The sequence below is a fragment of the Streptomyces anthophorae genome (assembly GCF_049310305.1).
Classification (GTDB): domain Bacteria; phylum Actinomycetota; class Actinomycetes; order Streptomycetales; family Streptomycetaceae; genus Streptomyces.
Map to the genome: position 1 here is coordinate 7,651,607 of NZ_JBLWQQ010000001.1, position 19,143 is coordinate 7,670,749.

The following is a 19,143-nucleotide window of genomic DNA, read 5'->3' on the forward strand; positions in this document are numbered from 1 at the left end:
CAGGGGCTCGAAATACCAATCGCCGGTTGAGCAAATCAAGCCCCGCCGGCGATTGAGGCGCGGGGTCCGGGGCGGAGCCCCGAGGCCGTAACGCCGGGTGGGCTCAGCCTGCGGCCAGCAGGTGCGTGCCCCACGCCGGCAGGTCCACGTAAAGCCCCGTGTCCAGCAGCTCCGCGCCCGAGCGCTCGTACTGGTCCGTGCCGAGGAGGCTGGTCAACTGCCAGGTGGAAGGCCCCAGTTCGGGCCACGGCAGGCGGACCCGGCCCTGCGCCCGGTGGCCGGAGAGGTTGACCACCGACAGGAAGCGGCCCGCCGGGCCCGTCCAGCACGACGCGATGAGGGCCGCCGCCGAGTCGTTGTCCGGCCAGCCCGCGCAGTCGAGGAGCCGCCAGCTCCCCGTGCGCATGCCGCTGTGATGCACGGCGGAGAGCAGCCGCTCGTGGAAGGAGCGCAGCTCGTCGTCGGCCGGCTCGTCGGGGCGCCGGTCGAGGAAGACCGGGAGCTGCACGCGGCGCCCGGTGAACTGGCCCTCGTGCCACAGCGTCGCGCCGGGCAGCGTGGCGATCAGGGCGGCCGCCGCGCGCTCCTTGTCCCGGGCCATGGTGTGCGCCGCGCGGGGCTCGTCGTGGTTCTCCAGGAAGCGGACGAGCCGGCGCTGGTACGACTCGTCGGCGCCCAGATGGGCCCGCACCGACGCGGCGTCGTGCGCGAGGATCCGGTCGTAGAGGCGCTTGTCGTAGCAGAAGTCGAAGCCCTGCTGCTGGAGCGCCCATTCGAGGTCCCAGTACGCCTCCGCCGCGAACAGCATGTCCGGGCGCTCGCGGTGCACGGCGCCGAGCACCTCGACCCAGAACTCCTCCGCGGGACGCTTCCCGGCCCGCTCGCCCCAGGTGCGCTCGAAGACGTCGTTCGTCAGCAGCATCGCCATGTCGCAGCGCACGCCGTCGCAGAACCGGCCGATGTGGTCCAGGATCTCGACGGTCGAGCGGCGCAACTCAGGTGCGAAGGCGTTGAGTTGGACGACATCGGGCCACGGCGGGAAGAACGGGTCCCGGCCCCGCGCGAGCACCGCGCGTCCCGTGTCCAGGAAGCCGTCCGGATCCCGGCGCAGATCCTCGGCGTCGCCGCGCACGAACAACTCCGGGTACTCGCCCACCCACGGGCTGTCGGGGGCCACATGGTTCGGAACGTAGTCGAGTAGCAGCCCCACGCCCCGCCGGTCGAGTTCGGCGCGCGCCGCCGTGAGGCCGACGGCCCCGCCGAGCGCCCCGTCCACCTCGTAGCGGCGGATGCAGTACGGGGAGCCCGCGATGTCCTGCTCGCCGATGCCGGGGACGGCCGCCTCGAACGCGGCCCGCAGCGCGGGGTTCTGGAGGGCGATGGCACGCCCCTGCGGGCTGCGCTCCCACACGCCCATCAGCCACACGACATCGACCCCGGACGGGGTGATCTCGTCCCAGATGTCCTTGGGCACGTCCGCGAGGCCGATATCGCGGCCGAGCCTGCGTCCCGTCTCCCGCAGCCACACCCGGGTGTTGACCTCGTGGATCACGGGCTGTGCCGGTGAAGCGGCCATCGCTGCTACCTCCTCGTGGACCGCGGCCGGAAGGCGTCGGGACCGAGCGTGCCGAAGATCTTCATCAGGGCGGCGACCAGACCCGTCCAACCCGTCTGGTGCGAGGCGCCGATGCCCGCTCCGTTGTCGCCGTGGAAGTACTCGTAGAACGAGATGAGGTCGCGCCAGTGCGGGTCGTCGCGGAACAGCGGCTGGCCGCCGTAGACCGGGCGGTGGCCGTCCTCGTCGCGCAGGAAGATCCGGGTGAGCCTCTTCGAGATCTCCTCGGCGACCTCGAAGAGGTTCATGCGCACCCCGGAGCCCGTCGGGCACTCCACGGTCAGCTCGTCGCCGTAGAAGCCGTACAGATGCAGCAGGGACCGGATGAGCAGGACGTTCATCGGCAGCCACACCGGGCCGCGCCAGTTGGAGTTGCCGCCGAACATGCCGGTGTCGGACTCGGCGGGCAGATAGCCGACCTTGTACTCCTCGCCGTGCACCCAGAACGTGTACGGGTGCTCCTCGTGGTACTTGGACAGCGCCCTGATGCCGTAGGGGCTCAGGAACTCGTCCTCCGACAGGACCCGGGACAGCACGCGGACCAGCTTTTTCTCGTCGACGACCGACAGGAGCCGGGGGCCGCCCGGCTTTCCGGCCTGCGCCTGGGACAGCGTCACGGACAGCGACGGGTGGCGCGCGGCGAACCGCTGCAACCGCTCGCCGAGCCCGGAGAGACGCTCCAGCTGCTGCGGTTGGAAGACCGTGGACGCGCACAGCGGCAGCAGGCCGACCATCGAACGGACCTTCAGGCGCTGCGCCTGCCCGTCCGGCAGCCGCAGCACGTCGTAGAAGAACCCGTCCTCCTCGTCCCAGAGCTCGTCGCCGAGATCGCCGAGCCGGTCCATGGACGCGGAGATCCACAGATAGTGCTCGACGAACTTCAGGACCAGCTCGTCGTACGTCTCGTTGTGCTCGACGAGTTCGAGGGCGATCTGGAGCATCGACTGGCAGTACAGGGCCATCCACGCCGTGCCGTCGGCCTGCTCCAGGGAACCGCCGGTGGGCAGCGGCGCGCTGCGGTCGAAGACGCCGATGTTGTCGAGGCCGAGGAAGCCGCCCTGGAAGACGTTGCGGCCGCTCGGGTCCTTGCGGTTGACCCACCACGTGAAGTTCGTCAGGAGCTTTTGGAAGGTGCGCTCCAGGAACGCGTGATCGGCGTGTCCTGTCGTCTCCTTCTCCACCGTGTAGACGAAGTACGCGGCCCAGGCGTGCACCGGCGGGTTGACGTCGCCGAAGCTCCACTCGTAGGCCGGGATCTGGCCGTTGGGGTGCAGGAAGGAGTCCCGCAGCAGGAGTTCGAGCTGCTGCTTGGCGAAGTCGAGGTCGACAACCGCCAGGGCCACCGCGTGGAAGGCGAGGTCCCAGGCCGCGAACCACGGGTACTCCCACTTGTCCGGCATCGACACGATGTCGTCGCTGACCATGTGGAACCACTCGCGGTTGCGCACTCCGGGCCGTGGCAGGCTCCACGGTGTCGTCTCGTGCTCGGCCAGCCAGGTCTCCAGGTCGAACGCGTAGTACTGCTTGGACCACAGCATCCCGGCCAGCGCCTGCCGGAACACCCGCGCCTCGTCCTCGCCGGCGCCCTTCGGCGTCAGCTCCCGGTAGAACGCGTCCGCTTCGGCGATCCGGTCGCGGAACACCGTGTCGAAGCCGCGGGCCAGGGTGAGCTGGGCACCGGCGGGTCCGAGACGCAGCCGCAACGTCTCGGACCCGCCGGCGGGCACGGTGAGTGTGTGGTGGGCGGCGGCCTTGGTGCCCTCCTGCGCCGGGTTGACGGTGTGCGGTTCGCCCTCGACGATGTGGCGCCCGATGCCGTCCTTGACGTACGGGGTGTCGCTCGCCGTGCCGAACAGGCGCCCCTTGTCGGTCTCGTTCTCCGTGAACAGCAGCTCGGCCGCGGCGTCGCAGCGCAGGTCGTAGCTGCCGAGCTCCGGGTGGTCGGCGCGGATCGTGCGGGTGGCGCGCGGCCCCTCGGCCGCCCGCAGCACGGGTTTCGGCGCCGTGCTCGCGTGCTCGCCCCACGACCAGGTGTTGCGGAACCACAGCGTGGGCAGCACGTGCAGCGTCGCCTCGTCCGGGCCCCGGTTGTCGACGGTGATCCGCATCAGGATGTCGTCGTGGTCCGCCTTGGCGTACTCCACCGTCACGTCGAAGTACCGCTGCCCGGCGAAGACCCCGGTGTCGAGCAGCTCGTACTCGAACTCCTGCCGGGAACGCGAGCCGTTGACGGCCACGAGGTCGTTGTACGGGTACGGGACCTGCGGATACTTGTACAGGTATTTCAGGTAGGAGTGGCTGGGCGTGGCGTCGAGGTAGAAGTAGTACTCCTTGACGTCCTCACCGTGGTTGCCCTCCGCGTTGGTCAGGCCGAAGGCGCGCTCCTTGAGGATCGGGTCGCGGCCGTTCCACAGGGCGAGGGCCAGACACAGGCGCTGCTTCTCGTCGCTGATGCCGCCGAGGCCGTCCTCGCCCCACCGGTAGGCGCGGGAGCGAGCGTGGTCGTGCGGAAAGTACGACCACGCGTCTCCCCCCGGGCTGTAGTCCTCGCGCACCGTTCCCCACTGCCGCTCGCTCAGGTACGGACCCCACAGTCGAGCGCGTCCGCCCCCGTCGCCGGTCGGCCCGACGCGCGATTCCTTCTTCATGCGAACCCTCCCAAGTGCCCCTCGGTCAGCCCGGGGCGCCAGTCTCGGCAGGGGGCCGAGGGGGCGCCTCACCTTCCGGGGGTGAGCTGCCTTCGCGGGCCGCGAGCGTGACCACGATCTCGTACGCGGCGAGCAGCACGGCGATGACGAGGAGCGCGGTCCACGACGACAGCAGGATCGACACCAGGGCGGCGACGACGGCGCCGCCGACGCGCAGCACGTCCGCGTGCCGGGCCAGCCACGGACGCAACTGCCGGTTGCTCACCAGGTGTTCGCCCGCCTTCGTGAACCCGTGTCCGGTGGCGCGGGCGCCCTGCACGGTCCACCGGCGCAGCGCGGACGGCAGCCGTCCGGGGCCGACCAGATAGCACAGGACGGCGATGGCGACGCCGAGCCACAGCAGTTGATCGCCCCGCTCCCGCAGCGTGGTGAAGATGGTCCACAGCGCCGAGCGCGCCCCTTCGCGGTAGACGCCCTCCGGCAACTGGCCGAGCAACTGGTCGCGCACGCCCCGCAGGACGGCCGTAAGCACGGTGACCGTCACCACCAGCCACAGGCCGAGCTGGAGCAGGGTGCGGCGGCGGTTCGGCGACACCCACAGCGAGAGGGCGAGCAGCACCGGGACGGCGATGAGCAGGCCCACGAGGGCGCGCTTGAAGAGCACGACCGCGTCCTGGAGCTGGCTGAGCGTGTGCCGGTTGTAGAGGCGGATCTGCGCGAAGTCCTCGGGCAGGTCCTTGCCGATGGCCTTCTCGATCCGCTGGTGCAGTCCGGGCGGCAGCTCACCTGAGGACAGCGTCGGAAGGTCGATCTTCTTGCCGAAGACGGAAGGGAGCTCGGTCTCCAGGGAGCCCAGCAGGTTGTTGACCACGGGCAGCAGATTGAGCGTGACCGTGTCGCCCTTCACCTGGACGTTCTCGTTGCGCTTCTCCAGGAGGGCGACGATGCGTTCGTGCGCGAACCGGTTCGTGGTCCGCCACAGCTCCTGGAACCGCTCGTTCGCGATCAGCTGCGAGACCTTCTCGCGCATGAAGTCGTGCACGGCCCCGGTCACAGGGCCCGCGAGGAACGAGGCGCGCGGCGGCAGGGCGTCGGCCAGCCGCTGCTCCACGTCGAGCTGGTCGAAGATCTCGTCCGCCAGGTACGTGGAGACCGCGGCGTTCACCTTCGGGTCCTCGGGCAGCGTGCCGACGGTGGCGATCCAGCGGTCCGTGTTCAGGGTGGTCCGCGAACCCCACACGCCCACCACGGAGGTGACCGCGAGCACCGCGACGAGCGCGATGAGGATCGCGGCGATCGTGCGGCGGATCACGAACGTCCGGGCGCGGCGCCTGCGCTGGGTGCCGGCGCGGTCGCGCAACATCTCGACCTCGGCGCGCAGCCGTTCCAGTTCCGCGTCGGTGGCGGACGGCGGGCCCGACGGGGACTGCGCGGGGCCGGGGGCCTGTTCATCGCTCATGGCGTGGCACCTCCCGCGGTCAGCGTCGCCGCGGGCGGGGGCGCGGTGCTCACCTACGGCGGGTGACGCGCGGCGCGGGCGGCGTCGCTGTGATGCCGGTGGAGATTCCGTAGGCAGTCGGAGGGAGACGCCATGGCGGTCATCGGACCGGTCCAGCTGCTCACCATCGAGTTCGGGCCCGAGGCCAAGTTCGAGGGGCGGATCGTCGAGGAACTGGCGATCCTCGAGGCGAACGAACAGATCCGCGTCCTCGACATGCTCTTCGTCGCCAAGGAGCCCGGTGGCGGCCTGTTCTCCCTCGACTTCCAGCAGGAGGGGATGGGCGACACCGTCGCCGCCCTGCTCGGCATCTCCAAGGAGCGGATCCGCGCCGTGCAGGACACGTATCCGAGCCTGGCCGAGGGCAATGCGTTCGGGCTGAGCACCGATGACATCCGGGAGATGGCCGACTCCCAGGACCCGGGCACGTCGGCGGCGTACATCCTGCTCGAACACGTCTGGGCGAAGTACCTGCGCAAGGCGGTCAGGGACGCGGGCGGGGTGCCCGTCGCCGAGGGCTTCCTCACCGAGGAGGCCCTGGAGCCCGTCGCCGTCGAACTCGCCGCCGCGGCCAAGCGCCTGGGCGATCCGGTCGCCCCGAAACCCACTCCCGTACCCAAACCCGGCAACCGTCCCAGGAGGACCTGATGGCCGAACTCGTCGTACTCGGATTCTCGGACAAGGAAAAGGCCGAATCGGTGCTGCGCCTGGCCGGCGAGCTGTCCCGGCAGGAACTGCTGGAGCTCGAGGACGCCGTGGTGGCCTGGCGCACCATGGACGGCAAGATGCACGTCCACCAGACGCACAGCACCACCGGGGCGGGCGCGGCCGGCGGCGCCCTGTGGGGCGCGCTGTTCGGAATGCTCTTCCTGATGCCGGTGTTCGGCGCCGCCGTGGGCGCGGCCACCGGAGCCGCCGCGGGCAAGCTCACCGACATCGGCATCAACGACGCCTTCGTCAAGGAGACCGCCCACGCCCTCGAACCCGGCCGCGCCGCCGTGTTCGCGCTCGTCCGGCGGACCACACCGGACCGGGTGCGGGACGCGCTGCGCCCCTTCGGCCCCACCGTGATCCACACCTCCCTCACCAAGGACCGCGAGGAGGAACTGGTGGAGGCCCTCCAGTCCAAGTAGTCGCCGGTCGGCCCACGGGTCACCCCCCTGCCGACGCGCCGTCCCACCCGGGAACTTCACCCGGGTGAGATGGCGCCTGGCATGTGCCGGACGTGACGCTCCCGGCCCCACACTTGCCTCCCATACGGGGGTGTGGGTCCACAGCGCTGCGAAAGCGAGGGGCACCATGGCCGAGTGGTCACACCGCGCGCCGGACGGCGAGCACGGCCAGGAACACGCCGACTCCGTCCCCGCGCTGCCCGACTGGATCGTGCCGCGGCCCCGGCTCACCGGCCAACTGGCCAGGGGTGTGCGCGGACCGCTCACCGTGGTCGTCGGCCCCGTGGGCGCGGGCAAGACGGCCCTCGCCCTGGAATGGGCGCACACCAGGCGCCCGCCCTGGCCGCTCGCCTGGGTCACCTGCGACGGGCCCGCCGAGCACCCCGGGGTGTTCTGGCAGCGGGTGTCCGGCGCGCTGCGCGCCGCGGGCGTCGAGGTGCCCGAACCCGCCGCGAGCGAGGACGGGCCGCTGCTCGTCGCGACGCTCGCCGCCTGCCTCAACGGGCAGGAGGAACCGTCGGTCCTGGTCCTCGACGACTTCCAGCCCGCCCTCGACTCACCGATCGCCCGAGGCGTCACCCACCTGCTCCGGCACGCCCCCGACAAGCTGCGCCTCGTGGTGCTCGCTCGCCGCGACCCGCCCCTGCACCTGTACCGCGGGCGGCTCACCAGCGAGGTCGCCGAAGTACGCACCGCCGACCTCGCCTTCGACGACCGGGAGGCCGCGGCCCTCCTGGCCCAGCACGGCATCGACGTCACGAAGCAGACGGTCAGCACGCTGCGGCGGCGGGCGGACGGCTGGGCCGCCGGCCTGCGGCTCGCCGCGATGTCCATGGAACGGCGCGGCGACCCCGAAGGGTTCATCGAGCAGCTCGCGGGGGACGACGAGGCGATCTCCAGCTATCTGGTCGAGGAGGTGCTCGACCAGCAGTCGCCCGGCATGCGCAGGCTGCTCCTGACGACGAGCATCCTGGACCGGGTGAACGCCGAGCTGGCCGCCGAACTCGCCGGCGACGCGGACGGCGTCCTGTTCGCGGGGCTCGTCCGGGAGAACTCCTTCCTGCGGCCCGTGGGGCAGGGCTGGTACCGCTGCCACCAGATGTTCGCCGACGTGCTGCGGACCTGCCTGCGGCACGAGACGCCCGGCCTGGTGGCCCCGCTGCACCGCACGGCCGCCGCGTGGCTCGCCGGGCAGGGGCTGCTCGCCGACGCCGTGCGCCATCTGCTCGCCGCGGGCGACTGGGACGAGGCGGCCCGGCTCATCGTGCACCGCCTGGCGATCGGGCAGGTGCTGGGCCTGGCCAGGACCCGGCTGCCCGTCGACGCGGGCCGGCAGCCGGCCGACGGACTGTCCGCCGACGAACCGGAGTCCGTGCTGCTCGCGGCGGCCGTCGCCAGGACCCGCCGGGACGACCAGGCGTGCGTGCGGAACCTGGAGCGGTCCGCCGAGCTCCTCGACCGACTGCCGGCGGGGGAGGAGGACCGCGTCGCGCGGTGCCGCCTCGCCCACGCCGTGATCCGGATGGAACGGCTGCGCTGCCGCGATCCGCGCCGAGCGGGGGACGCCGCGGCCGACGCGGAGGCGGTCGGACCGCAGGTGCCGCACACCCTGCTGGCCGAGCGACCCGAGATCCCGGCCCTCACCCTGGCCGTGCGGGGCAGCGGGGAGCTGCGGGCCGGCAGCCTCAAGGCCGCCCAGGTCTCCCTCACGCGGGGGCTCAAGGCGGCGGGCGCCGCGGGGAACGGCGCGCTGCGCCGGGACTGCCTCGTCGAACTCGCGCTCCTGGAGGCGCTGCGCGGCCGCTTCCGGGCCGCGGACGAGCTCACGGCCCAGGCCGTGCAGCCGCCGATGCCGCCGTGGACCGCGGGCGAACCCTCGCGCGCCACCCTGCACCTGGTACGCGCCTGGGGCGCTCTGGCACGCGGCGAGCACGGCCGGGCCCGGCGCGAACTGGCGCACAGCGACAGCGCGTTGGGGCACTGTTCCGACACGTTCCTCGCCGAACTGGGCGGCGTCGCCGCCCGGATCGCGGCCGCGGTGGAGCGCGGCGTCCGGGGCGCCGAGGCCGTCGCGAGCGCGGTGACGGTCTCCCGGCTGCCGCAGACGGTGCAGCGGACGCTCGCGCCGACCTGCGCGCGGCTGCTGAACCCCGCGCGGCCGCGCCGGGCCGGTGCCGCCGCGCCGCCGGAGCGGGACCCGCTCGCGGAGGTTCCCGCCGAGCGGCTCAGCGCCCGTGAACGCGATGTCCTCGACCGGCTCGCGCAGATGATGACCACCGAGGAGATCGCCGACGAGCTGTACCTCTCGGTCAACACGGTGAAGACACACCTCAAGAGCGTCTACCGCAAGCTGGCCGTGTCCCGCCGCTCGGCCGCGGTGCGCAGGGCCCGCGAGCTCCAGATCCTGTGAGGTGAGGGCTCCGGTCCTGGGCGCGCCTCAGACGAGCCCCAACTCCTGGGCCCGGAGCAGTGCTTCGGCGCGCGAGCGTGCGCCCAGCTTGCGGTACACGGAGCGGGTATGGCTCTTGACCGTGTTGTGCGAGACGTAGAGACCGTCCGCGATCTGCCGCAGCGAGACCTCCTCCCGCAACCGCCGCAGTACGGCGAGTTCGCGGCTGGTCAGCGGCTGCGGCGACGGACCGTTCCCCGGCGGGACGGGCACCGCGGCGAGCGCGGCCGATGCCCGGTGCACCAGCGCACCGGCCGCCCGTGGATCGGCCACGTCCCCGGCGATCTCCACCAGGACTCCGGCGACCCACATCAGGCAGGTCGTCAGGGCGGCATCGGCCGCCCGGGTCTCCTGGGTGAGCGTGCTCAGCTGAAGGCGCAGCGCCGATACCTGCCCCGTGCCGCCTGGTTCGTCGACCGTGCGTGGGCACAGTGCTGTGGGCATGCCCCTCACCTCCCCATGTGGAGGGCATCACCCCACCACGGTGCGGTGCGCGGGGTCGGCGGCGATAGGGGCCTTCCGCGCCGTTTTCGGGGCGGTACGACTTCGTTATCAGAGCCGACAGGCCCCTAGGACCTGTCGCGCGGGCCGGGGATCCGGCGGACCTCGAGGAGTTCGAGGCCGAGGCCCTGGATGCGGTCGAGGATGCCGTACAGGGCGGCCTGGTCGAGCCCCGCGCCGACCAGGACCGTCTCGGCGGGGCGCAGCACGACCGTCAGCTCTCCGAACGCCGAGCGGAAGGCCTCGCCGAGCCTGCCCCTGACGTGGATCTCGAAGTCGCCGCCGCCGGAGGGTGTGTTGGCCGGCTCGCGGCGCGGACCCGTGTGTGACCCGCCCATGACGTCACCTCCAGTGCGAGCGTCACCCCGCGTGCCATTCTCCCGGCGACCGCGCCGCCGGGGGCATCACCTCGGACGGGTGACAGCCGCGCGCGGAGCGGGGCTCATCCGCTGCGGGTGAACCGGGCCGGGCGGTGCGGGCCGCATGCTCCGGTTCCATCGGCCCCGCGGACATCGAGCCGCGGCCGTCGAGAAGGAGGTTCGACATGACCGAGCAGATGTCGCCGGGCCCGGCGCGCTCCGGCCCTTCCGGCGGGCCCCAACCGCCGCCCCGCGTCAACGTGGGTGTCGTCGGCGGAGTCGTCTTCGCCGCGTTCGTGATGGGCCTCATCGGCGCGTATCACGCGATCGCCGGTCTCTCCGCGGTGCTCAACGACAACTACTACCAAGCGCAGCACGACTACGCGTTCGACTTTGACACCAACGCCCGCGGGTGGGTGCAGATGATCACCGGCGTCATCGTCTTCGCCGCGGCGGTCAGTCTCTTCAGCGGCCGCACCTGGGCGCGGATCGTCGTCATGACGATCGCCGCGATGAGCGCGCTGGAGAACTTCTTCTTCACCCCGTACCAGCCCGTGTGGTCGGCGATCCTCATCGCCCTCGACATCCTCGTGATCTGGTCCCTCGCCATGTACGGACACCGTGAGGCGCACAAGGTCTACGGGGCTCCGCTCTAGGGGCTCAGGGCCGCCGCACCGTCAGGGCCAGGGACGTGACGCCGCGCCAGTCCAGCGGCGGGCGCTCCCGGTAGGTGCCCGGGCGCTGCCTCGGCACGAGCACGCGCAGCGCGCCGGGCCGCACCTCGATGCGCACGGGGACGTCCATGCGCACCGCCTCGCCGTCGAGGCCGACGGGGATCGATTCCCGGTCGGCGTCGACGACCACCGAGTCGGCGGTCCGCGTCGTCACACCGGCGGACCGGCCGCCCCGCAGCAGCCCGGCGGCCTGCGCGGCGCTCGTGACCCGCACGGCGACGCAGCCGAGGACGCCGCCGTCGAGGCGGGTGCGCCGGCCGAGACCCGCGATGTCGTGGGCGCCGTACGGGTTGTTGCTCACCAACAGCGCCTGCGGGTCGGCGACTTCGTGCCCGCCGACCCGCGCGGTCAGCTCCGGGCCCTTGTGCCGGGTGAGCAGGTCCGGCAGCAGATCGAGGGTGGTCCGGGTCTTGCCGTCCCGGTAGGCGGGGCTCTGCACCACCTCGGCGTAGGCCCCGAACGAGACGTTGTTGACGAACGGGTGGCCGCCCGCCCGGCCGAGGTCGACCCGCAGCTCCACGCCGTCGGCCAGTGCGTCCAGCGCCTTGGCCGGGTCCTCGCGGTCCAGGCCCAGGTCGAGGGCGAAGTGGTTGCGGGTCCCCGCGGGGATCACCAGGAACGGCAGGCCGAACTCGGCGGCGACATCCGCGACGAGGGCCTGCGTCCCGTCGCCGCCCGCGACGCCGAGGAGATCCGCCCCGGCGGCTGCGCGCTCCCGGGCGAGCGCCGCCACGTCGACCGGTTCGGGGCCCTCCAACAGCACGACGTCCGCCCCCAGTCGCTCGGCCTTCGCGCGCAGCCCGAAGCGGTCGACCTTGCCGCCGCCCGAGCGCGGATTCATGATCAGCACCGGCCGGTGGACCGCGGGCGCCGCCGACTCGGGCATCGGGGCAGGGGCCGAGCGCGGCCCGAGCGAGGCCCGGCCCGCCCCCGCGGCGAGCAGCCACAGCGCGCCCGACACCAGCACCACCCACACCAGGTGCGCGCGGGCGTACGCGACCAGCACCCAGACCGGCGCGGCGAGCGCCAGGACCAGCGCCAGATACCGCACCGGGCCCCGCCTGCTGAGCACCCACCACACGGCGGCGGCCGTGACCGCCGTCCCCAGGACCCCCGCGCCCAGCAGCGCGAAGGTCCGCATCCCCGCGAAGGCGGCCAGGACCAGCACGGCGCCCGCCGCGGCGGCCAACGACGCACGCGCCAGCCACCGTTGCCCCCGCCCCTGTGTCGTCGCTTCCATGACCGGCAGTCTGCGACCGGTGCGCCGCCGCGGACTCACCCCCGGAAGGCGAGCTCACACCGGCGGGGTGACGCCGCGGCGCCCGGCCCGGCGCACGGTGTGCACAGCCAGGAAGGAGCCCGCCATGACCGAGATGACGAGCCGCCGCCGCACGGCGCGCGAGCGGGCGAGCACGGGCCGGTCCGTGAGGTCCAGCGTCCCGCGCTCCGGGCACGCCGCCTACGCGCCCGCGGCCGACCGGCCCGACCCGGTCGAGATCCTGGAGAAGCAGTCGGCGGCCAGGCTGCCCGAGCTCGTCCCGATCCGCTACGGGCGCATGCTGGAGTCGCCGTTCCGGTTCTTCCGGGGCGCCGCCGCGATCATGGCATCCGACCTCTCGCACACCCCGGTCACCGGCCTGCGTGCCCAACTGTGCGGAGACGCCCATGTGTTGAACTTCCGGCTGCTCGCCTCACCGGAGCGGCGCCTGATGTTCGACGTCAACGACTTCGACGAGACGCTGCGCGGGCCGTGGGAGTGGGACGTCAAACGGCTCGCCGCCAGCCTCGTCATCGCGGGCCGCGGCAACGGCTTCGGCCGCTCCGAGCGAGAGCGCGTGGTGCGGGCCACGGCGGCCTCGTACCGGCAGTCCATGGAGCGGTTCGCCGGGATGCGCACCCTTGACGTGTGGTACTCGCGGATCGAGGCGGACGAGCTGTACGCCGCCGTGTCCGGGAAGCTGGACGGCCGGACCCGGCGGCGCATGTCGAAGGCGCTCGGCAAGGCCCGCGGCCGCGACCACCTCCAGGCGCTTGAGAAGCTCGCCCACGTCGTCGACGGAGAGCTGCGCATCGCCGCCGACCCGCCCCTGGTCACCCCGCTCGACCAACTCCTTCCCGGCGTCGAACGCAAGCAGCTCGAGGCGCAGTTGATCGACCTGATCGAGCGGTACTCACGCACGCTCACCGCCGAGCGCAGGGCGCTGCTCACCCAGTACAGGGTCGTCGACATGGCGCGCAAGGTGGTCGGGGTCGGCAGCGTGGGCACCCGCTGCTGGATCGTGCTGCTGCTCGGCCGCGACGACCACGATCCGCTGCTGCTCCAGGCGAAGGAGGCGGGGCCCTCCGTGCTCGCGGAGTTCGCGGGCCCCGGTGCCCACACCAACCAGGGCGAACGCGTCGTCGTCGGCCAGCGCCTCATGCAGGCGGCCGGCGACATGTTCCTCGGCTGGGAGCGGGTGGAAGGGCTCGACGGGCGGCAACGCGACTTCTATGTACGGCAGTTGTGGGACTGGAAGGTGATTCCGCAGGTGGATCTGATGCCCCCGCGCGTCCTGAGCCTGTTCGGCGGGGCGTGCGGCGCGACGCTGGCACGCGCCCACGCCCGCTCCGGCGACCGCGTCGCCATCGCCGCCTATCTTGGCCGCTCCGACTCCTTCGACCGGGCGCTCGCCCGTTTCGCGGAGGCCTACGCCGACCAGAACGAGCGCGACCACCAGGCGCTGGCCACGGCCGCCCGGGAGGGCAGGGTGACGGTGGAGTCAGCCTGAGCCGGTGGCCGTGGTGCCGCCGAGCCGGTGCCGCAGGAACTCCTCCTGGGCCAGGACGCGCCCGACGGCCACGCCGAACACCACCGTGGTGAAGAAGACGATCAGCCAGGACAGCACCGTGAACACCGACCCGAGCGCCCCGTAGCGCTCCACGCTCATCCGCAGCGCCCGCGGCAGCCAGAGCCCCGACACCCCGCAGAACGCCACCACGCCCGCCGCGGTCAGCAGCGCCCCCGGCAGCAGCGGCAGCCACGGCACCCGCCCGGCGAGCAGCAGGTGCTGGGTCCACCACCACATCAGCGCGGCCGCCGCGAACTGCAAGGGGTAGCCGATGACGGCCCCGGCGCCGAACGCCCGGTGCAGCGCGCCCTGCACGATCAGCATCGCCACCCACACCAGCAGCCACACCGCCCACCGCCACGCCACGAGCCGCACGGCGGAGCGCGGCAGGTCCCAGGCCCGCTCGCACAGCCGCTGAAGGGCCCGGGTGAACGCGGTGGCGGAAAGCAGCGCGACCAGCACGCCCGCGGCACCCCAGCTGTGCAGCGCGGCGTCGCCGCCCCCGGTCACGTCCTCGGCCTGCCGCACGACCGCACCGGACGTCCCGATCAACGTACGCAGCGAGCGCAGGAGCTCATGGCGCACCACCGGCGGACAGAACGAGGCGAGGGCGATGAGCATCGGCAGGGCGGCCAGGAACGCCTGCGCGGCGAGCCGCGTCGCCATGTCCAGGATCCCGACGCGCACCAGTTGCTGCACGATCCGGCCCGTCAGGGGCCGGGCGGCATCCGTGATCGTCATGACAACGCCCTCCCGGGGCGGGGGACACACGCTCCCGCCGCACACTGTCGGCCGGGCCGCCGGTCCGCACGTCGCCCGCGCCGGGTGACACCCGCCCGCTTCGGCCCTTCGCGTGCCCGGATTCCCCCTGTTCGCTCCCGGGTTTGCATAAAGGTGATCGAAACAAGCCTTGACCCGTCAACTTCGAGCAAATAGCGTCCTTGCATTCCGGTCGACCCTTCACCAGGAAGGCTCCCTGTGCGCAGGCGCTCTCTCCTCGCCGCGGCCGCCACGACACTCGCGGCGGCGCCGCTCGCGTCCGGCTGCGGCCCCTCCTCGTCGAACGCCTCGGCCGCGGGCGGCGGCTCACGGCGCGGCCATCTCACGTACGGCGTCTGGGACGTCTATCAACTGCCCGCCATGCAGCGCGCGGCCCGGGCCTTCGAGCGCGCGCGGCCCGGCGTGAGCGTCGACGTCCAGCTGACCCCGAACGGCACGTACTGGACCAAGTTGCGGACCGCCTGCACCGGCGGCTCCGCGCCCGACGTGTTCTGGATGAACGGTCCCAACTTCGGCATGTACGCCGAGGCCGGGCAGCTGCTCCCGCTGGACACCGACGGCTCCGACGCCGTGCTGCGGACCGCCGACTTCCCGGAGGACCTCGTCTCCCTGTACCGCTGGAAGGGCACCCAGTACGGCGCTCCGAAGGACTTCGACACCGTCGCCCTCTGGTACAACAAGGAACTCTTCGACCGGGCCAAAGTGCCCTACCCGGACGCCAGTTGGACCTGGCAGGACCTCATCGAGCACTCCCAGCGGCTCACCGACCGGCGGCGGGGGATCTACGGGGTAGGTGCACCCGTCCGCGCGCAGGAGAACTACTACAACTCGGTTCCGCAGGCCGGCGGCTGGGTCATCTCCAAGGACAAGCGGGAGTCCGGATACGCCGAGGAGCGGACCCGCGAGGGGCTGCGGCTGTGGGTCGACCTGATCCACCGGTACCGCTCCTCGCCCACCCTCCAGCAGATGGCCGACACCGACCCCACCCAGATGTTCCAGTCGGGCACCCTCGCCATGACCTACGAGGCGTCCTACAACGCCGCGACCTTCTACGCCGATCGCGAGCTGCGGGCGAAGATCGACGTCGCGCCGATGCCCAAGGGGAGGCACCGCGCCACCGTGCTGCACGGCCTCGCCAACGTCGTCTACGCCCGCACCCCGCACCCCGAACTCGCCCGCGACTTCGTCCGCTTCCTCGGCACCGAACGGATATCGCTCCTCCAGGGCAAGTACGGCACCGCGATCCCCGCCCGCAACGGCACGGCGAAGCCGTGGGCCGACGGGATGCCGCGCTTCAACCTGAAGGCGCACCTCGACGCGCTCGACTATTCGGTGCCCTTCCCCGGCTCGGCCAACAGCGCCGCATGGCAGCACAAGGAACAGCTGTGGCTCGCCAGGGCGTGGAGCGGCGTCGAGAGCCTGGACTCCGCCGCCGACTCCCTCGCGGACGCCATGAACCAGCTGCTCGCGCAGGAGAGGAAGGGCCGGTCCTGATGAGCGTCGACACGCAGGCGAAAGCCGCCGTACCCGCGCAGCGAAGTCACCCGAAGCCCCAGGACCAGAAGGAGCTGCGGCGCCGCGAGCGGAAGTTCGCGCACCGCGACAAGTGGTGGGGCTACGCCCTCATCGCCCCCGCCGGTCTCGGCCTCGCCGTCTTCTACCTCTGGCCCGTGGTCCAGACGCTGTACTACAGCCTCACCGAATGGGGCCCCTTCGGCGGGACGACCTGGATCGGCGCCGCCAACTACCGCACGCTCGTGGGCGACCCGGAGTTCTGGCAGTCCCTCGGCAACACCGCCGTCTACACCGGACTCGTCCTCCTCGGCATCCCGCTGTCGATGGTGATCGCCGTCCTGCTCAACCTGAAGGGACTGCGCGGCACCGGCGTCTACCGCACCCTGTACTTCCTGCCGGTCGTCACCATGCCCGCCGCGGTCGCCGTCGTCTGGCGGTGGCTCTACAACGGCGACGCCGGCATCCTCAACCACGCGCTGTCCACGGTCGGCATCGACGGCACCCACTGGGTCTCCGACCCCGGCACCATCCGCTTCGCGGTCGCCGTCGTCGGCGTGTGGATGACCGTCGGGTACAACATGATCCTGCTGCTCGCCGGGCTCCAGTCCATCCCCGGCGACTACTACGAGGCCGCCGCCCTGGACGGCGCGGGCCGCGTCCGGCAGTTCTTCTCGGTCACCCTGCCGCTGCTGAGCCCCACGCTGTTCTTCACCACCGTGCTCTCGGTGATCCAGTCGCTCCAGGTCTTCGACCTCGTCTATCTGATCCTCGGCGCCAACACGCAGAACGCGTTGCAGAACCCCGCCTACGGCGAGGGGCAGACCGTGGTGATGCTCTTCTTCCAGAAGGCGTTCTTCGACAACCAGCGCGGCTACGGCGCGGCGATCGTGAGCGTGCTGTTCGTCCTCATCATGGCGCTGACCGCCGTCCAGTTCCGGTTGCAGAAGAAGTGGGTCCACTATGCGTAAGACGGACATGCGCCAGGGGCGGATCTGGCCCGCCCACGCCCTGCTCGTGCTCGGCGCCGTGATCACCGTGTTCCCGCTGCTGTGGGAACTGCTCACCTCCTTCAAGAGCTTCGGCGAGTCCGTGCGCGTCCCGCCGACGATCCTGCCCGCGCACTGGGACTTCTCGAACTACGCGAAGGTCTTTGACGGGGTCCCGTTCGGGCAGCAGTTCGTGAACACGCTGGTCATGGCGCTGCTGCGGACCGCGGCGCAGATCCTGCTCTGCTCGATGGCCGCGTACGCCTTCGCCCGCATCCGCTTCCCGGGGCGCGGGCCGATCTTCCTCGGGTTCCTCGCCGTCCTGATGGTGCCAGGACAGCTCTTCCTGCTGCCGCAGTACCAGATCATGCAGAACCTCGGCTGGCTCGACTCGATGCAGGCGCTCGTCGTTCCCGGCATGTTCTCCGCGTTCGGCACCTTCCTGCTGCGGCAGTTCTTCATGGGGCTGCCCGAGGAGGTGGAGGAGGCGGCCCGCCTCGACGGCGCCAACCCCTTCACCGTCTTCTGGCGCATCGCGCTGCCGCTGGCCCGTCCCGGCCTTCTCGCGCTCGGCATCCTCACGTTCCTGTGGTCCTGGAACGACCTGATGTGGCCGCTGATCGTCAACACCGACCCGGCCAAGATGCCGCTGTCGGCGGGCCTCGCCTCGCTCCAGGGCGCACACCTCACCGAGTACCCGGTACTGATGGCGGGGTCCCTGCTCGCCACGCTCCCGGTGATCGTGGTGTTCGTCGCGATGCAGCGCCAGTTCATCCAGGGCATCGCTTTCTCCGGCATGAAGGGCTGACCAGACATGACCACCGAGATCCGTTCGGAAGCACCGGACCGTACCCCCGCGCACACCCGCGACCTCCGCCTCGGCGTCATCGGGCTCGGCCTGCGCGCCACCGTCGCCCGCGAGGCCCACCACCCCGGCGAGGGCTCCGAGGTGGTCGCGGTCGCCGACACCGCGCCCGGCATGTTCGACCGGGCCCGCGAGTGGTTCGGCGACGACGTGCACACCTACGAGGGCCACAAGGCCATGCTGGACGCCGAGGACCTCGACGCCGTCTTCGTCATCACCCCGGACCACACCCACGAGGAACTCGCCGTCGACCTCCTCGAAGCCGGTGTCGCCGTCTTCGTCGAGAAGCCGCTCGCCATCACCACCGAGGGCTGCGATCGCGTCCTGGAGGCCGCCCGCACCTCGGGCTCCCGGCTCTACGTCGGCCACAACATGCGCCACATGCCGGTCGTCCGCGTCATGCGCGACCTCATCGAGCGCGGCGAGATCGGCGAGGTCAAGGCCGTGTGGTGCCGGCACTTCGTCGGGCACGGCGGCGACTTCTACTTCAAGGACTGGCACGCCGACCGCCGCAACACCACCGGCCTGCTCCTCCAGAAGGGCGCCCACGACCTGGACGTCATCCACTGGCTGGCCGGGGCGTACACCGAGCGGGTCAGCGCGCTCGGCGGGCTCACCGTCTACGGCGACATCGCCGACCGCTCGGGGCAGGCGCCGGGCGCCACCATGCCCGACTGGTACGACCCCGAGAACAACTGGCCCCCGCTGTCCCTCACCGGGCTGAACCCGGTCGTCGACGTCGAGGACCTGTCCATGATGGTGATGCGCCTCGAAGGCGGCATCCACGCCAGCTACCAGCAGTGCCACTACACGCCCGACTACTGGCGCAACTACACCGTCATCGGTACCGAGGGCCGCCTGGAGAACTTCGGCGACCACGGCGACACCGCGGAGGTCCGCGTCTGGAAGCACCGCAGCGGCTACCGCGCCGACGCCGACCTCATCGTCCCGATGCCCTCGCCCGGCGAGGGCGGGCACGGCGGCTCCGACCCGCTGCTCGTCGCCGAGTTCCTGCGCTTCGTGCGCGAGGGCGGCGCCACCGACACCAGCCCCGTCGCCGCCCGCGAGGCGGTGGCCGCGGGCGTCGCGGCCACCGAGTCGCTGCGGGCGGACGGGCAGCCGGTGACGGTGGAGCGCGTCGCACCGGAACTCGCCAACTGGTTCACCAACGGCCAGAGTTGACCGGCCAGGGG

The 19,143-nt window shown here is 71.9% G+C and carries 16 protein-coding genes; 9 read left to right on the forward strand and 7 right to left on the reverse strand.

Annotated elements, in window-relative coordinates:
- Positions 1-103 precede the first annotated feature (103 nt).
- From ACNYS0_RS34810 to ACNYS0_RS34820, 3 genes are read right to left on the reverse strand one after another with little or no spacing between them, the layout of a single operon-like run.
- Positions 104-1,576 carry an alpha-amylase family protein gene (locus tag ACNYS0_RS34810; RefSeq protein WP_422479426.1) on the reverse strand — a complete coding sequence of 491 codons (1,473 nt, stop codon included), beginning with the start codon at positions 1,574-1,576 and terminating at the stop codon, positions 104-106.
- A gap of 5 nt (positions 1,577-1,581) precedes the next feature.
- The gene (locus ACNYS0_RS34815; protein ID WP_422479428.1) at positions 1,582-4,263 is read right to left on the reverse strand and encodes an MGH1-like glycoside hydrolase domain-containing protein; all 2,682 of its coding nucleotides are present in this window, start codon (positions 4,261-4,263) and stop codon (positions 1,582-1,584) included.
- A gap of 25 nt (positions 4,264-4,288) precedes the next feature.
- The gene (locus ACNYS0_RS34820) at positions 4,289-5,722 is read right to left on the reverse strand and encodes a hypothetical protein (protein WP_422479430.1); all 1,434 of its coding nucleotides are present in this window, start codon (positions 5,720-5,722) and stop codon (positions 4,289-4,291) included.
- A 132-nt stretch (positions 5,723-5,854) separates the two neighbouring features.
- On the opposite strand from ACNYS0_RS34820, the gene ACNYS0_RS34825 reads away from it, so the two are divergent.
- The 3 genes from ACNYS0_RS34825 to ACNYS0_RS34835 all read left to right on the forward strand — a co-directional run bounded on the left by ACNYS0_RS34825 (position 5,855) and on the right by ACNYS0_RS34835 (position 9,343).
- Positions 5,855-6,409 (forward strand): DUF1269 domain-containing protein, encoded by a 555-nt coding sequence (locus ACNYS0_RS34825; protein WP_422479432.1) that lies wholly within the window; start codon positions 5,855-5,857, stop codon positions 6,407-6,409.
- On the forward strand, positions 6,409-6,894 hold the full coding sequence (locus tag ACNYS0_RS34830; protein ID WP_399236511.1) for a DUF1269 domain-containing protein: 486 nt from the start codon (positions 6,409-6,411) through the stop codon (positions 6,892-6,894). Before ACNYS0_RS34825 ends, ACNYS0_RS34830 begins: the two co-directional genes overlap by 1 nt.
- Before the next feature lie 166 nt (positions 6,895-7,060).
- A complete protein-coding gene (locus ACNYS0_RS34835) occupies positions 7,061-9,343 on the forward strand; it encodes a helix-turn-helix transcriptional regulator (RefSeq protein ID WP_422479434.1) in 2,283 nt (760 codons plus the stop codon).
- A 27-nt stretch (positions 9,344-9,370) separates the two neighbouring features.
- Here ACNYS0_RS34835 and ACNYS0_RS34840 read toward each other — a convergent pair whose 3' ends face one another.
- Positions 9,371-9,826, reverse strand: a complete 456-nt coding sequence (locus tag ACNYS0_RS34840; protein ID WP_422479436.1) for a response regulator transcription factor — start codon at positions 9,824-9,826, stop codon at positions 9,371-9,373.
- 125 nt (positions 9,827-9,951) lie between these two features.
- Positions 9,952-10,221, reverse strand: a complete 270-nt coding sequence (locus ACNYS0_RS34845; RefSeq protein WP_422479438.1) for a hypothetical protein — start codon at positions 10,219-10,221, stop codon at positions 9,952-9,954.
- Positions 10,222-10,427: 206 nt separating this feature from the next.
- Between ACNYS0_RS34845 and ACNYS0_RS34850 the strand changes: the two genes are divergently transcribed.
- Positions 10,428-10,898 (forward strand): DUF7144 family membrane protein, encoded by a 471-nt coding sequence (locus tag ACNYS0_RS34850; protein ID WP_422479440.1) that lies wholly within the window; start codon positions 10,428-10,430, stop codon positions 10,896-10,898.
- 4 nt (positions 10,899-10,902) lie between these two features.
- Here ACNYS0_RS34850 and ACNYS0_RS34855 read toward each other — a convergent pair whose 3' ends face one another.
- Positions 10,903-12,216: a diacylglycerol/lipid kinase family protein gene (locus ACNYS0_RS34855; protein WP_422479442.1), complete on the reverse strand. Its 1,314-nt coding sequence runs from the start codon at positions 12,214-12,216 to the stop codon at positions 10,903-10,905.
- 124 nt (positions 12,217-12,340) lie between these two features.
- Between ACNYS0_RS34855 and ACNYS0_RS34860 the strand changes: the two genes are divergently transcribed.
- A complete protein-coding gene (locus ACNYS0_RS34860) occupies positions 12,341-13,744 on the forward strand; it encodes a DUF2252 domain-containing protein (protein WP_422479444.1) in 1,404 nt (467 codons plus the stop codon).
- Here the strand turns inward: ACNYS0_RS34860 and ACNYS0_RS34865 are convergent.
- Entirely contained in the window at positions 13,736-14,545 is an 810-nt protein-coding gene (locus tag ACNYS0_RS34865; protein ID WP_422479446.1) for a YhjD/YihY/BrkB family envelope integrity protein, read from the reverse strand. The two genes, ACNYS0_RS34860 and ACNYS0_RS34865, sit on opposite strands and share 9 nt — an antisense overlap.
- Before the next feature lie 237 nt (positions 14,546-14,782).
- Between ACNYS0_RS34865 and ACNYS0_RS34870 the strand changes: the two genes are divergently transcribed.
- Genes ACNYS0_RS34870 through ACNYS0_RS34885 form a run of 4 tightly spaced genes read left to right on the forward strand, consistent with a single transcriptional unit; the run spans position 14,783 to position 19,132 of the window.
- Complete coding sequence (locus ACNYS0_RS34870; RefSeq protein ID WP_422479448.1) at positions 14,783-16,078, forward strand: ABC transporter substrate-binding protein; 1,296 nt, start codon at positions 14,783-14,785, stop codon at positions 16,076-16,078.
- Positions 16,078-17,067: a carbohydrate ABC transporter permease gene (locus tag ACNYS0_RS34875; RefSeq protein ID WP_422479450.1), complete on the forward strand. Its 990-nt coding sequence runs from the start codon at positions 16,078-16,080 to the stop codon at positions 17,065-17,067. Before ACNYS0_RS34870 ends, ACNYS0_RS34875 begins: the two co-directional genes overlap by 1 nt.
- On the forward strand, positions 17,060-17,893 hold the full coding sequence (locus ACNYS0_RS34880; RefSeq protein ID WP_422479452.1) for a carbohydrate ABC transporter permease: 834 nt from the start codon (positions 17,060-17,062) through the stop codon (positions 17,891-17,893). Before ACNYS0_RS34875 ends, ACNYS0_RS34880 begins: the two co-directional genes overlap by 8 nt.
- 6 nt (positions 17,894-17,899) lie before the next feature.
- Entirely contained in the window at positions 17,900-19,132 is a 1,233-nt protein-coding gene (locus ACNYS0_RS34885) for a Gfo/Idh/MocA family protein (protein ID WP_422479454.1), read from the forward strand.
- Positions 19,133-19,143: the final 11 nt, after the last annotated feature.

Coding starts and splice junctions, on each gene's coding strand:
- ACNYS0_RS34810 (WP_422479426.1), bottom strand. CDS start 1,576: ATGGCCGCTTCACCGGCACAGCCCGTGATCCACGAGGTCAACACCCGG.
- ACNYS0_RS34815 (WP_422479428.1), bottom strand. CDS start 4,263: ATGAAGAAGGAATCGCGCGTCGGGCCGACCGGCGACGGGGGCGGACGC.
- ACNYS0_RS34820 (WP_422479430.1), bottom strand. CDS start 5,722: ATGAGCGATGAACAGGCCCCCGGCCCCGCGCAGTCCCCGTCGGGCCCG.
- ACNYS0_RS34825 (WP_422479432.1), top strand. CDS start 5,855: ATGGCGGTCATCGGACCGGTCCAGCTGCTCACCATCGAGTTCGGGCCC.
- ACNYS0_RS34830 (WP_399236511.1), top strand. CDS start 6,409: ATGGCCGAACTCGTCGTACTCGGATTCTCGGACAAGGAAAAGGCCGAA.
- ACNYS0_RS34835 (WP_422479434.1), top strand. CDS start 7,061: ATGGCCGAGTGGTCACACCGCGCGCCGGACGGCGAGCACGGCCAGGAA.
- ACNYS0_RS34840 (WP_422479436.1), bottom strand. CDS start 9,826: ATGCCCACAGCACTGTGCCCACGCACGGTCGACGAACCAGGCGGCACG.
- ACNYS0_RS34845 (WP_422479438.1), bottom strand. CDS start 10,221: ATGGGCGGGTCACACACGGGTCCGCGCCGCGAGCCGGCCAACACACCC.
- ACNYS0_RS34850 (WP_422479440.1), top strand. CDS start 10,428: ATGACCGAGCAGATGTCGCCGGGCCCGGCGCGCTCCGGCCCTTCCGGC.
- ACNYS0_RS34855 (WP_422479442.1), bottom strand. CDS start 12,216: ATGGAAGCGACGACACAGGGGCGGGGGCAACGGTGGCTGGCGCGTGCG.
- ACNYS0_RS34860 (WP_422479444.1), top strand. CDS start 12,341: ATGACCGAGATGACGAGCCGCCGCCGCACGGCGCGCGAGCGGGCGAGC.
- ACNYS0_RS34865 (WP_422479446.1), bottom strand. CDS start 14,545: ATGACGATCACGGATGCCGCCCGGCCCCTGACGGGCCGGATCGTGCAG.
- ACNYS0_RS34875 (WP_422479450.1), top strand. CDS start 16,078: ATGAGCGTCGACACGCAGGCGAAAGCCGCCGTACCCGCGCAGCGAAGT.
- ACNYS0_RS34880 (WP_422479452.1), top strand. CDS start 17,060: ATGCGTAAGACGGACATGCGCCAGGGGCGGATCTGGCCCGCCCACGCC.
- ACNYS0_RS34885 (WP_422479454.1), top strand. CDS start 17,900: ATGACCACCGAGATCCGTTCGGAAGCACCGGACCGTACCCCCGCGCAC.